This is a genomic window from Novosphingobium resinovorum (assembly GCF_001742225.1).
Taxonomy (GTDB): domain Bacteria; phylum Pseudomonadota; class Alphaproteobacteria; order Sphingomonadales; family Sphingomonadaceae; genus Novosphingobium; species Novosphingobium resinovorum_A.
Window position 1 is genome coordinate 1,532,813 of record NZ_CP017075.1, and the last position, 13,049, is coordinate 1,545,861.

The window sequence follows — 13,049 nt, forward strand, 5'->3', positions numbered from 1 at the left end:
TCATTTAATGATTGATTTAAATTTCATGCCGCGACCGCGAACCAACCGATCGCGTTGTATTTGTAGACCCGCAGCGGCTTTACTGCTGGCGGGCGCTCGTTGAACCCGATATCCATCAGGACTTCACGGGCAGCCTGGATGTACGTCTCGTAATCGACGTCCGGCGGGAACTCGCCGGTGAGTTCCATCAACGGCCGGCAGCCATCCGTCTTGGAGACCTTCGCGAAGTTGCCGGTCCGCTCATGCGGCTTGGCACGCAGGATCTCCTCGCCGCCGTGCGCCCAGTAATAACGGACGACCTTTCCCAAAAATTCCCCGCGCCAGGTGCCCCCGCCCTGCACGTTCACCACGGTGATGAAGTCGCGCACGTCGGTGCCGCTACGGATCGTCTCTTCGAGCGGCGTCCCCTTGGTGATGTGGTCGACCACGGCATTCGCGATGATCGGCATCTGGGGGTTCTTCATCAGCTGGCCGCGCAGGTCCGGCTTGAACCCATCCCCCGAGCGCCAAGGGTTTGCGACGACACCCTTCCACTTGACCGCACCGTCTTCCTTGATGGCGATGTAGTCGTTGACCGAACGGTTGAAGATCGACCGGTACGGCGTGGCTTCCATGACGAAGCCGGTGTCGACCTCCCACTGCTCGATGAGATTCTTGACCGCACCTTCGGTGACCCGGTCGCGCTTGATAGGACCGATCATGCTGCGTGGAATCCGCATGACGACACCGTCCGTGTTCGCCGAGACGATTGAGATGCCCATCGCCTCTGCGCGCTGGATCAGCATCAGCAGGGCGAACTGGCCGGTCAGCGTCGTGGTGATCAGCAGATGAGGTGCGTAGAGCACCGAGTATGGGCTGCCCAACTTCCCGAACGTGCCGTTCAGTGCAATCTTCAGTCCGGCTTCGACCGCCCTGACGCGGGCGCGCTCGGCATTCAGCGCGGGAGCCGTGAGACTGGTGCTGGACTTCAGCTCCTCGTCGATCGCCTTGATACGCTGTTTTGCGCCCAGGCGTTCATCGGCGATTGCGCTGAAAACTTTGAGGAATGCAGGACCGAGGGCCTTCGGGTACAGACCCGAATTGATGATGATACGAGGATAGTAGGACGCCACGTCGAAGTCGACCAAGGCGAACTCGTCGTCCGCGTGGACGGAGCGGTTCTTCTCGGTCGAGTGAAGGCCGCCGATGCCCATCTGATACTTGGACACGCCGATGTCGATGGTGCGATCCGACAGCCACTCCGGCAGTTCGACCTTGCCATTCGGCAGGACCATGAAGTCGGTCTGCTTGACCCGCTCGAAGATGGCCGACAGCTCGCTGCCAGGCTCAAACTGAAGGTACTCCGGCGCCTTGAACTTGAACGTGGTGCCCGGTGGCGTCTCGACCTTGAAGACCTTTTCACCGGTCTCCTGCTCGACGCGCCGCTTGATGATCGCCTCGCCCATCTGGGCGTCGGATTTCGACATCAGGTTGATGCCGTATTCCCGGCTGAACGTGTCCCGGAGCGCCAGCGGCTCGATCAGTGCGTCGAAGACGTTGTGCGTCGCCTCGAGGTCGTTCCCCATGTAGGCGAGCGTCTGGTCCATTTCCTCGTAGGTGAACGGACGGTCCACCCACTCGACTTCCTGCATCTTCCGGCCGTGCAAGCGTCCCTGCAGCGTCTTGAGCGACGCACGAGCGTTGGGCTGCGGCTCCATCAGGTCGAAGTGGTGAAGCCCTTCGGTCTGGCTGCCGTCTTTCCGTAGGAAGCAGTCGCGCGGAACCTCGACGCCCAGCAGGTCGCGGGCGTGCCAGTATTTCATGCCGCCGACGATGATCTTGTCGTTTGCCGCCTTGAGTTCGGCGTTCGACGCCCCGGCCGCCGCCAGGAAGATCATGATCATGTCGTACCCGATGCCGTTGTACGTCACGATAGTGTTGTTCATGATCAGATTACGGATGCGCAGTTGCTGCGCCTCGGTCATCGGACGCCGCTCGGAATGCTCGATGATGAGCGTCTTGGCGTCGCTGACTCGGCGGAAACCGATCGACCAGAAGTTCGCCACGCATTCGGTGTCGACGATCAGTGTGCGGGCGGGATCGAAGAAGCTCATCCCAGCAGCGCCTCGAATTCGTCGTCGAGCGGCGGGCCGCCGTTGCTGCCAAGCTGCGCGGCGATGCGGCGGCCGATCCAGGCCATCACGTTCGTCGCCATCGAGTTCCCGAGCTGCTTGTAGCGAGGACCGTCAGCGGCAGGTTTGCGCGACTTGCCAGCGGGCACGTCAGTCCATCCGTCCGGGAATCCCTGCAGGCGTTCACACTCAACCGGCATCAGGCGACGGACGGCCATTCTGGTGGCGGGGAGAATGACATTCTCCCCGCCATTGTTGCGACCGAGCGCGAAGGCGATCTCTCCGACGCAAGGGTCTTGTGTTCCGTGAACGACAATCGGTTGCCCGCGCCCGGTGCCGTCCTCCGAAGCGTCGAAGCCTTCGGCCTTGAGAGTGTGCGTCACGGTCCCCGTGACGCACACTGCCGGGGGATGAGCGCCGGCGGCGAGCGGGTGGCACGGGTCACCCGGCTGCGGGTTGCTGTAGTTGCCGGGGCTGGTGATCTGGGTCGTGTCGAACGGCGTAACTTCGTAGGCGACGCAGGGCGCTGCGTCGCCCTTGCCCGTTTCACCAGCCTGCGCGGTCAGCGCGTTGACGCAATCCCCCATGTCCCCGCGGCCGTTGCGCGCAATGCGAGGTTGGAAAGCATAGGCGACGCCGATCTGCCCGCCGCCGTTCGCGTGCGAACCTGAGTGCCCCATCGAACGCAGCGTCGGATCTTTCTCCGACGCTGCGTCACCGCCGTAATCCTTGGTGCTGAACGCGATCGGCTGCAGAACCGCCGGGAAGCGGTTCTTCTCGGGCATGGTCTGCCCCTTGTGCAGCACAGCGTCGAGCGTCTGGGACACATCTCGCCCATCCCACCATGTTGGGATGGCGAAGCCTACCCCAGCAGCGCCTCGAACTCGCCCGCCGTCGTCGATGACAGCGACGACGGCGTCTTGACCGCGGGTGTCTCCGGTTCGCTCGACTCCCCTGCCACTGCTCGTAAGGCAAGGAGCAACGGGATGGGTAAGTCCTTCCCCCGCTTCTCGGCGCGGCGCAGTATCCCGGCGCACGCCTTCGAACTCAAGAAGTACCCCTGTGGGATCGAATCCCGGACGAGCACTTGCGACAGCGAACACACGACGGCGTCGTTGGGCCAGTCCGAAGAATTCGGCATTGAGGATGCGCCACGCGACTGCCCTCTGGGGTCCACAAGCAGCACCTGAGTTCGGCCACTTCGCACGGTGGTGACGGGCTTTTTTATCCCATGTCCAGTAGGCAGCGGACCGTCCGTCGTCAGGTCGTGGGCCAGGCTCAAGAGCTTCGTCATCGCCGGCAAGCCCGGCAAGAAAGCAGCCGAGTGGATTGTCTGCATGTGTCAGGATTCCCGGAACATTTTCCCAAACCACGATGACCGGAGGCATGCGATCTGGGATGCGGATTTCATCGATTGCGTTGGCGAGATCAATGAATGCGATGGTGAGCTGGCCGCGGGCATCCTGAAGACCTCCACGCAAGCCTGCGACACTGAAACTTTGGCACGGAGTTCCGCCGACCAGTACATCGGGTGCCTCTATTTCACGGCGACGCACCATCCCCGCCAGCAGGGTCATGTCGCCGTAGTTGGGCACATCCGGAAAACGGTGGGCGAGCACTTCGCTGGCGGCACGATCGACCTCCGCGAACCATGCCGCGCGCCATCCCAGCGGATGCCACGCTACGCTGGCAGCCTCTATTCCGCTGCACACCGAACCGAAGCGGATCATGCCGCAGCATCCTTGAGATACTGCAGGGCGCTCGCGTGCCACTCAGCGTCATCCAGGGCGGCAAGCCGAATATTGCACCGATGACAGAGCAGTCCGCGGACTTTGTTGGTCTTGTGGCAGTGGTCGATATGGAACTTGGTCAGCTCGACCCGGCAAATCTTACACTTGTTTCCCTGACGCTCGGTCATCTCGGCGACTTGGGCAGGGCTCAAATTGTATCGCGTGCGCAGCTGCCAACGTCGTTTTTGCTCAGCCGAATAGTTTCTCGTGCGCGAAGCCCGCTGTTTCGCACAAGCGCAGGTAGCGCAGTACGAATGACGCCCGAACTTACCGCTAGCTTGGCGATGAAACGCCTCAAGCGGCTTCCGCAACTGGCAGATCGGACACACTTTGCGCAACAAAAATCACCTATTAGTTGATTCACCGGGCAGCCGAAGCCACCCGGTGTTTCGCCGCTGATCAGCCGAAGTCGTCGTCGGCTGCTGCCGTGGTGGTCGAAGCACCGCCGATGTCGTCGTCATCGTCCAGGTCGTCGAATTCGTCGGCGCTGGTCTGGACGGAGCCGCCGGCCATGCGCTCACCTTCTTCGTGGCTGCGGATCGCTTCGATGGTGCAGAACAGGCCGTTGCCGCCCTGGTCCTTGTGCGAGGTCGCGTAGAACGACACCTTTACGTCGCTCAGACAGCCGGAGTAGAAGATTTCCGGGACATCGTTGAGCGTGAAGAATGGCTTTTCGGTCGCCGGGTTGATCTCGTCGAGCTGCTTGCGGCGGCGGTTGAACAGCTTCGGGCGACGGGGGTTCTTGCTGCCGCCGGGGCCGTAGCCTGCGACGACCATGTTGCCTGCGTAACCCTTGTAGACTTCCTGGGTCTCGCTGTTCTTGAAGCGCTCACCCTTCCGGTATGCGACGCGCTTCGGATCGTCCTCGGAGATGACCTTGAAGAAGTCTTCCCGCTCGTCGCCGAACTCCATGCGGCACGCAGCCCGCATTGCAGACATGATCTTTGCCTTGTTCGCAGCCTCGTTGGGCGAACCGGCGACGATGAGGATGTTACACCCATGCTTGGGCACCCCATCCTTCACGGTCGGCTTGGCGTCTTTCAGGGAATCCGTGAACGAGATCGGCACGCCTTTCAGCATGACTGTGCGGCCGTCGTCCTTCTTTTCCTCGGTGCTCATTTTCCAGTTGCTCCAGTTGCCCAGTTACCAAAGAGGATCAGTCATCCAGATCCTCGAACTCGGCGGCAGAGGTGACTGCCGGCCGGTCGTCTTCCTCGGGCACCAACGTCAGCTTCCTCTTGCCGCGCTTGATGTGCGGTTCGATGAGAAGCCAATCGAAGCTGTCCGGATGGACTCTCTTACTCACCTGAGTTGGTGAAATCAACTTTTGAGTGAAACAATTCTCACGCAAAACGCCAGTCACGGCAATCTGAGCCGCACCCTTTTCATCTTCCCAGCGGTCGGCGTCCTTGCGACCTTCAATGATCTTCAGGCCGCCGGTCGGATCACCCGCCAAGCCACGCTCGAACAGTTCGGCGTCGTTCCGCTCCAGCCAGGTCTCGATCATCTTGCGGTGGTCGAACAGCGTGCGGCGGCGCTCGGGCGTCAAGCCGGTCGGCAGGGTCAATGCGGGCGCATCCAAGTCGTCGAACTCCATTTGCAGCAGGCGCAGCACGTACTCATCCAAGGTGCCACAGCCGCCGGGCGCATTCTTCCGGCGACACCACATGCAACCCTTCTCGGTTGCCGTTCGCGGCGGGTTGGGCTGCCGGGTCGCGTCTGCTGCGCGGCGGACTTCTTCGCCGAAGGCTAGGAGATCGTCGAGTGTGCATTCCCAGCGACCGCCGCCGCCCATGTGGCGGGGCTGATCAATGTGGATGACAAAGTCTCGAATTTCCGGCTTGTACGCCTCGTAGAATGCCAGCGCGTACAGCATCAACTGCTTGTTGCGCTCCGGCCGGACCGGAACTCCCCTTCCCCACTTCAGGTCAGAGATGATGCAGAACTCGTCGGTGATCACAGCCCGGTCGAGCGTGCCAAACTGGCGCCTCCCGTGGCTGTCCAGACCTACCCATTGCGTGATCTCAACGCGCTGCTCGCTGTAGAACGAGCCGGGGTTCGATCGCAGCCAGTCGATGCCGTGCTGCAAGAGCATTGCGTCGTCTTCGGTCCAGGTGAAGTCCCAACGACCTACGGTTTCCGTGCGACCGATGTAACTATCTGCGTCAGTGCCGTCCGACAGACATTCGTCCGAGATGATGTGCGCGAACGTTCCTTCGGCGGCTTCCCATGACTGGTCGTCCGGGAGTCCGCGGTTGGCATTGATGTAGTCAGCGCAGTTAAACCACCCCTCTGCCGACGATGGCCCGTGTTCCGAGTGTGCCGGGATGTCGTCAGGGATCACAGTTGGCTCCGTCGTTCGGGAAGACCGTGGAAGGTAGGGGGAGGGGGGCGGGACCTCCCACGGTCCACCGGAACGCCGGGCGGCACGAAGCCGCCCGGTCGCCGGGGGCTGATCAGCCGAAGTCGTCGTCGCCAGCCGGTGCCTCGGCTTCCTGCTCGGGATCGCCGTCGAAGTCGTAATCGACCTTGAAGTCGACCGGCTTACCGGCCTTCTTGCGTTCGAAGTAGAACAGGGTCTGCTTCAGGCGGTCATCACCTTCCGCGAGCGGGCCGAACTTCGCCTCGACACCGAAGTGCTCGGCGATCGCCTTGAGGAAACCGACACGCTCGGCAGCTTCCGGGGTGCCCTTCGCCACGGCGCCGAGCCATGGCTGGATATGGGCCTTGAGCGCGTCACCGTCACCGGTCTTGATGTCGGGCAGGAACGACTTCACCGCTTCGACTTCGGGGGCCTTTTCGGTCGCGGTGGTGGTCGCCGCCGGAGCATCGTCCTTGGGCTTGCGAGCGCGGGTCGTGGTGGTCTTCGCGCCTTCGATCTTCTCGATTGCGGCCTGCTGACCGGCAATCAGGCGCTCCTGGTTATCGGCGGTACGGTTCAGCGCCGCAGTCAGCGCGATGATGGAGGAAAAGAGCGCGTCGATGGTCAGCGGCGCGGCAGCAGGGGTGCTCATTTGGGGTGGTCCTTCTTCGCTGAAGTTCGTCCCGGCGACCGTGCCGCCGAGTCGCAGTGATATAGCCACAGCCTCATGACAGTTTCAACCTTTTAGTGATTGTGACCACGTACAGTTGATTTTCAGGGTCGCCAGTCATAAGGTCGCCGCAAATAGACCGGAGTTCCCCCGACATGACGAACGACATCCCGGCCGGGCGTGGCCTGTGGACCGACAGCCCGCTGTATCTGCATCTGGTTCAGATCTTCCCCGGCCACTTGACCGCACGCGGCGCGCTGGACGTCCGCAAGCTGTGCCGCGACATCGAGCGCAGCAGCGAAGGCGTCTACAAGTGGCTGCGCGCCAGTAAGCTGGCACCCGGCAGTGCGAAGGCACTCTGCAACCTCGCGAACACGTCCGACAATGTTGCCGCGCTGGCTGCTGTGGGGCGTGAGCCGCCGACGATCCAGGACTTCAATCGCTACGTTTACGCAGATTGATGTGACCGCCCTTCCGGGCTCTGGAATTTAGGCGGCTCATGACTTCGTCTGATCACGATACCAATACTCTCGCGGCGATCGGGCCGCTGGTTGACGCCGGCTTTGCGCTGCATTGGCTGAAGGCCCGTTCGAAGGCTCCCGCCGGTGGTGACGAGTGGCAGGACGCCCCGGTGGCCGACGCCGAAACGCTGCGTCGCTCGCATTTCCGGGGAGCAAACCTTGGCGTGCGCCTGGGCGAACCGTCTGCTGTCGAAGGCGGCTACCTCTACGTCATCGATCTGGACATCCGCATTCCGGATCTGGCGGACGAAGCGTGGGAAGCGTTTGGGAAGCTGTTCCCGGGGATCGACCCGGTCGAACTCCCCAGCGTCATCTCGGGTTCGGGCGGCGAGTCGCGACACCTCTACTTCATCGCCGACCGCCCGTTCTTCGGCAAGAAACTGGCCGTTTCCGAGGGGAAACATCGCCGCTTCGACACGCAGCGTCAGAAGGAAGTCTGGTCCTACGATTGGGAAATCGACCTGTTCGGCACCAGTCGTCAGGTTGCGATGCCGCCTTCGATCCACCCCGATTCGCGGATGCCATATCGCTGGGAACGTGAGTTCGATCTTGATGCGCTAGCGTTTGGTTGCGGTCCGACAATTTCCGCCGATGTCGTCGAATCGCTCGGCGCTGCCGAGACTGCCACCTATGCCTTCGAGGCCCGTGAGCCCCTGGACTTCAAGCCCGGGCAGTTGGAAGGTGACCTCGAAGTGCTGCCCGTCAGCTACTGGGACGATCGCGACCAGTGGATCATGATCGGCCAGGCGCTGCACCATCAGTTCGGTGGCTCGGATGAAGGTTTCGACCTGTGGGCCAAGTATTCCGGACGCTCATTGAAGGTCGACAAGGACTTCCGCCGTGCGAACCTTCGCCGGTGGCGTGGTTTCGGTCGCAATCGGCGGCAGCCGGTCACCATGGGCACTGTGCGACAGTGGGCACAGGACGCTCGCGCCCGGTCGCTCGCTGACGAATTCGATGATCTGGACGATGATCTCGGTGCCGACACGGTGGCAGCGGACGATGGCGAGGGTTTTGACGATCTCGTCGGCACCCCTGCTCCAGCGGCCGCGAATAACGACGACTGGGACGGTGGATCGCTGAGCGAAGAAGAAACCAAACTGTCATGGACGTCGCTTTTCGCGATTAACGAAGACGGCAAGGTCACGGCGAACCTCCACAACCTCCGGCTGATTGTCGAAAACGACGCTCGCACCCGCGGGGTGGCTGCGTTCAACGAATTCACCCAAGAAATCGTGCAGCGTGGCAAGCCGGGCAGCAAGCGCTCCCGTGCCAACGCCGCCAAGCCGACGCTTCAGCTTGAAGGTGCCTCATGGGTGATGCGCGACAAGGTCAACGGCGACTGGTGGACCGAGGATAAGGACAACGCGATTCGCGCGGTCATTGAGGCCCCGAAAACGCAGGGAGGCTACGGCATCAAGGTGCCGGATCGCGACCTTCGTGCGGCTATCGACATCGTCGGTCGGAAGAATTGCTTCCACCCCGTCCGCGAGTACCTTTCGAACCTGAAATGGGATCGCCAGAAGCGGGTCGAGACGTTGTTCGTGGACTACCTCGGCGCGCCCGATGACATTTACCATCGCACCGTCGCTCGGATCATGATGGTCGCCGCAGTCGCGCGCGTCTTTGAGCCCGGCTGCAAGTTCGACACTGCCGTCATCCTCGAAGGCATGCAGGGCAAGCGCAAGTCGACCTTCATCTCGGTTCTCGCCAAGGACTGGTTCGCCGAACTGGATTGCGACGTCACCGACACGAAAGCGGTCGTAGAAACGCTGCAGGGCGCCTGGATCGTGGAATTGAACGAGTTGGGCGGCTTCACCAAGGCCGACGTCCGCCATGTGAAGGCGTTCATCAGCCGCCGCAGCGACAAGGTTCGCCTAGCTTACGCCAAGCGCGCGCAGGAGTACCATCGTCAGGCCATCTTGATCGGATCGACCAATGACGACGTCTACCTGAAGGACTCCACCGGTGGTCGCCGCTTTCTGCCTGTTAGGTGCGACCTTGAAGCTGAGATCGACACGGAGCGGTTGACCGATAACATCGACCAGCTCTGGGCCGAGGCCCTGCATATCTACCGTAAGATGCGGTCCGAGCAGCCGAAGGGCACCCTGCCCCTGTACCTTGCTGACGCCGAGGCTCGCGAGACTGCCGAGAGACTGCAAGAATCGCGGCGCGTGGAAAGCACCGAGGACGCGATGGCCGGTCGCATTGAAGAATGGCTGAGCAAGCCGATCGTGAACGGCAACATCGAAGACGATCTCGATGAGCACGGCCAGCCGGTCTACCGAAACGAGACGTGTCTGCTGCAAATCTGGTGCGAGTGCCTGGGTCGCGAAGAAGCCCAATATACCGGGATGTGGCCGGCGGCGCTCGGTCGCTCCATGCGTATGGTTCCGGGCTGGAAGGAAAGCACCCGTCGCCCCCGCTTCGGCAAGTACGGTCAGCAGCGGGCTTTCGAACGTGAAGGTGGCCTGGCGAAAGAGATCGGCATCGGCGCAGCAACATGATGGGAGGGTGCGTCACCTCATTCACCGGTGCGCACCGCTTCCTCTCCAACTTTTGGCCGGCAGCAGTCTCGCTCGATCACATCATCTACCCCACGGTAGAACACGCCTATCAAGCAGCAAAGTCGGTTGAACCCGCCAAACGGGCAATCGTGCGTATGATGCCGAACCCGGCGATGGCGAGAACTGCCGGCCGCCGACTTGGTGTGCGTCGCGACTGGGTAGCTGTGAAAGTCGAGGTGATGCGCCACCTCCTTGAGCAGAAGTTCGCCGCTGGATCACATCTTGCTGACGCACTCGACGCAACCGGTGAGATGCTGCTTGAGGAAGGTAACACCTGGGGCGATCGGTTCTGGGGTGTTTACGGTGGAACGGGCGCGAACACTCTCGGTCGGATGTTGATGGCGATCCGAACGAAAAACCGCGATTGCGAGTTCGCCGCACTTCTGGGGTAGTTTTTCCGAGGTTTCAATTCGACCTCTCAGACCGCAGAAAAGCCAAAATCAAACCTCAGAAAAAACTGGCCTTTTGCCACGCAACCCGAGCGATATCACCTTAAACGGGCCTTTTTCGCGGTTTTCGGCGCAGGCTGTCACACCCTGTCACAGTGGCAAAAGCCGCTGTTTTCCTGCGGTTGTGACAAGAGTGACAGCGTGACAGGGATTCCTATAACTTCTCGCGCGACACCGCCCTTCCACGGGCTGCCGTGAGGCTGCCGGAGTCACTGATTTACCCCCTCTACCGAACGACTCTCTATAGAAAAGCTGTCACAGTTGTCACAGTTGTCACAAACGGCGGATTTCTGCGGGTTACAGGGTGTGACAGCCCTTGTGACACGATCTTGGGCTGTCACAGCCATCCGGGTCTAGGGTTGATTTTCGGCATCGGTCCCATGGGGTAGTTTGAACTGTGTCAGAAAAGGCGGCTCAGCGCCACGCACCGACGCGGTCACAGGGTAGGAGGGACCCGGAGCGACATGGGAAGCCATGGGAAGCCATGGGAAAGGGGCGCGACTAGGCAACCGTGCGAAGAGGGACTCGAACTCACCGGGTAGCCGGTACGCATGGGAAGCGCTGGGAACGCATGGGAAAGGGAAGGCCCTAAGCCTGCCTCCGGTACGCATGGGAACGCATGGTCCACATGGGAAGATGGGCGCGGGGCAGAAGGTGGCCGGGTAGCGGCGCCTCCGGTACGCATGGGAAGCCCTGGGAAGGCTGGACCGTATGGGAACGCATGGGAAAGGTAGCACGGGGCGCCAGCTGCCAGTCGGTTAGCGTCGGGATTACCGATGCATAGCAAGCGCGATAGCGCGCCCTGGTCGAGCCCGTTACGGGAAACCCCGTAGACCTCACATTCAACCTTTAGTTGAAAAACCCCTTTGCAAAGTCACTCCGCACCCTTAGAGTGATTTTCAACAACGGAGTGATTCGCAATGCATACCTTGGCCCTGATAGTCGCAACCTTGATCACTGCAGCCTGTAGCGTGGCGCCTCAGACCACGTATCGGCTTGAGCGCATCACGTCAGACGGAAACGTCTACGTTGATGACTACAATCTGACGGCAGAAGATTGCCGCGATGCGCGCCGCCCCGGCACCACTTGCGTCGTGGAGCGCTGAGCATGGATCGCTTTCAACGCGAGTTCCCGGACTATCCGGCCGCCAGCCTTCCCGTCATCCCCGCCCACTGGATAGACGAGTCATGGCGCAATGAGGCTTGCCCGTTCTGGCAAATCTCCCCGTCCATGGGCGTTTACGTGGATTACCCCGATGCCACGCAAAGGGAGTTTCCCGAGAACGAACGGTTCATCATTGTCCCTCTGGACAACCGGCAACACTGCGACGGGGAAGGCCGCGCAACCGATGAATGGCGCGACGTGCTGGCAGCCGAATATGAAGCGCGCATCGGGTACAACCCGTTCACCGATGATCCGACCATGACGGTCGAGGCAGTCGCCCAAACCCTTGCGGAATATGTTCGGGAGGCGGGCGAATGACGTGTGCTGATTGGGCAAACGCTGTCACCATGTTTCTGGTCGGCGCGGTCGCTGGCGTTACGGCGCTGGAGACGTTTCGGGATTGGAGGCGCTGATATGCCCCGCCCACGCAACGCCGAACGGCACGCGGCACGGGAAGCCGGAAAGCCCCGCTATGCGGGAGCGCCCTGCAAGGCCGGTCACCCCGGCGAACGGTACACGCGCAACGGGGTTTGCTGCGACTGCCAAGCGAAAAGGAATCGCCGATGATCCGCGAAGGGATAGCCGGGTTGCTGGCGATTGCCGCCATCATGGCAGCCGGTTGCGGCATGCCCCGATATGTCGGGATTGGCTGCAGCGACGCGCCTTTCCCTATCCAGTTTGCCGGTGAACGGTGGAGGCTGGAAACCGACGAATGCGCCCGAATTGCGCCTATCGTTTCAACTTTCGAGTGATGGAGTCACGCTATGACGTTGATTGAATCCATTCGCGCCGCAACCCGAGACCCGGCCACCGTTGAGCGCGCAACCAGTGCGCTGGAACTAGTGCGGCAATATATCGGCACAGTTCACCGGCTGCCGGGGTGCGACACCATGGCGCGTCTATGCGTCCGCATTTACGACGGGATGACTGAAGAAGAAGCAGCCGCACGCGAGTATGCGTATCGCTGGCACCTCTGTCTGAATCAGTGGGTCAATTTCGCCCAAACTGATCGCCCCGGCAGCCGGAACAGTTCGCGGTGCTGCACCGGTGCTTGGCCGGTTCCTCACGCTATCGGAATGTGAGGAGTATCAACATGCGATTTGCAGCCAAAGCTATCCAGTGCAGTGCGCCCGATGGGGCAACCGGCGCATTCCTTTGGGAAGGCGACACCCGTGATTTGAACCACAGGTTCATCGGCCCGCGCGACGTGCGCAAGCATGTTGCGGCGGCCGTGTCGCTGATGGGGCGCAATGGTCATGATGACGTGCCGACTCTGGTCGCCCTGGTGCCGATAACATTCCGGCACCCCGGTGCCGAGGAGCTGGAAACCTTGCCGGCCGATACGTTCGACACGGCCAAAGTTTACACCAAAATCATTCGCATCCGCGGCGCTTAACGCGGCCGCCGTTTCAAC

14 protein-coding genes are annotated in these 13,049 nt (G+C 61.5%); 8 read left to right on the forward strand and 6 right to left on the reverse strand.

The window, feature by feature from the left end:
• Positions 1 to 23: 23 nt before the first annotated feature.
• The 6 genes from BES08_RS06980 to BES08_RS07005 form a co-directional block, all read right to left on the reverse strand.
• Positions 24 to 2,093, reverse strand: a complete 2,070-nt coding sequence (locus BES08_RS06980; protein WP_069707924.1) for a hypothetical protein — start codon at positions 2,091 to 2,093, stop codon at positions 24 to 26.
• On the reverse strand, positions 2,090 to 3,841 hold the full coding sequence (locus BES08_RS33570; RefSeq protein WP_069707925.1) for a DNA cytosine methyltransferase: 1,752 nt from the start codon (positions 3,839 to 3,841) through the stop codon (positions 2,090 to 2,092). The genes BES08_RS06980 and BES08_RS33570 overlap by 4 nt, the downstream gene beginning before the upstream one ends.
• Positions 3,838 to 4,029, reverse strand: a complete 192-nt coding sequence (locus BES08_RS34670; RefSeq protein WP_069707926.1) for an endonuclease domain-containing protein — start codon at positions 4,027 to 4,029, stop codon at positions 3,838 to 3,840. Before BES08_RS34670 ends, BES08_RS33570 begins: the two co-directional genes overlap by 4 nt.
• Positions 4,030 to 4,300: 271 nt before the next feature.
• Complete coding sequence (locus BES08_RS06995; RefSeq protein WP_069707927.1) at positions 4,301 to 5,020, reverse strand: ssDNA-binding protein; 720 nt, start codon at positions 5,018 to 5,020, stop codon at positions 4,301 to 4,303.
• A gap of 37 nt (positions 5,021 to 5,057) precedes the next feature.
• Positions 5,058 to 6,245, reverse strand: a complete 1,188-nt coding sequence (locus BES08_RS07000; RefSeq protein ID WP_069707928.1) for a DUF2800 domain-containing protein — start codon at positions 6,243 to 6,245, stop codon at positions 5,058 to 5,060.
• A gap of 112 nt (positions 6,246 to 6,357) precedes the next feature.
• Positions 6,358 to 6,915: a hypothetical protein gene (locus tag BES08_RS07005; RefSeq protein WP_069707929.1), complete on the reverse strand. Its 558-nt coding sequence runs from the start codon at positions 6,913 to 6,915 to the stop codon at positions 6,358 to 6,360.
• Positions 6,916 to 7,088: 173 nt separating this feature from the next.
• On the opposite strand from BES08_RS07005, the gene BES08_RS07010 reads away from it, so the two are divergent.
• The 8 genes from BES08_RS07010 to BES08_RS33575 all read left to right on the forward strand — a co-directional run bounded on the left by BES08_RS07010 (position 7,089) and on the right by BES08_RS33575 (position 13,031).
• On the forward strand, positions 7,089 to 7,394 hold the full coding sequence (locus BES08_RS07010; protein WP_069707930.1) for a hypothetical protein: 306 nt from the start codon (positions 7,089 to 7,091) through the stop codon (positions 7,392 to 7,394).
• A gap of 38 nt (positions 7,395 to 7,432) precedes the next feature.
• The gene (locus BES08_RS07015) at positions 7,433 to 9,961 is read left to right on the forward strand and encodes a VapE domain-containing protein (protein ID WP_069707931.1); all 2,529 of its coding nucleotides are present in this window, start codon (positions 7,433 to 7,435) and stop codon (positions 9,959 to 9,961) included.
• Positions 9,958 to 10,413: an NADAR family protein gene (locus BES08_RS07020; protein ID WP_083274617.1), complete on the forward strand. Its 456-nt coding sequence runs from the start codon at positions 9,958 to 9,960 to the stop codon at positions 10,411 to 10,413. Before BES08_RS07015 ends, BES08_RS07020 begins: the two co-directional genes overlap by 4 nt.
• A gap of 1,028 nt (positions 10,414 to 11,441) precedes the next feature.
• Positions 11,442 to 11,576, forward strand: a complete 135-nt coding sequence (locus BES08_RS34475; RefSeq protein ID WP_268957458.1) for a hypothetical protein — start codon at positions 11,442 to 11,444, stop codon at positions 11,574 to 11,576.
• A gap of 2 nt (positions 11,577 to 11,578) precedes the next feature.
• Positions 11,579 to 11,953 carry a hypothetical protein gene (locus BES08_RS07030; RefSeq protein ID WP_069707933.1) on the forward strand — a complete coding sequence of 125 codons (375 nt, stop codon included), beginning with the start codon at positions 11,579 to 11,581 and terminating at the stop codon, positions 11,951 to 11,953.
• A 245-nt stretch (positions 11,954 to 12,198) separates the two neighbouring features.
• Complete coding sequence (locus tag BES08_RS07035; RefSeq protein ID WP_069707934.1) at positions 12,199 to 12,387, forward strand: hypothetical protein; 189 nt, start codon at positions 12,199 to 12,201, stop codon at positions 12,385 to 12,387.
• A gap of 12 nt (positions 12,388 to 12,399) precedes the next feature.
• On the forward strand, positions 12,400 to 12,717 hold the full coding sequence (locus BES08_RS32750; protein ID WP_156799798.1) for a hypothetical protein: 318 nt from the start codon (positions 12,400 to 12,402) through the stop codon (positions 12,715 to 12,717).
• Positions 12,718 to 12,728: 11 nt separating this feature from the next.
• Entirely contained in the window at positions 12,729 to 13,031 is a 303-nt protein-coding gene (locus tag BES08_RS33575; protein WP_197524433.1) for a hypothetical protein, read from the forward strand.
• Positions 13,032 to 13,049 lie beyond the last annotated feature (18 nt).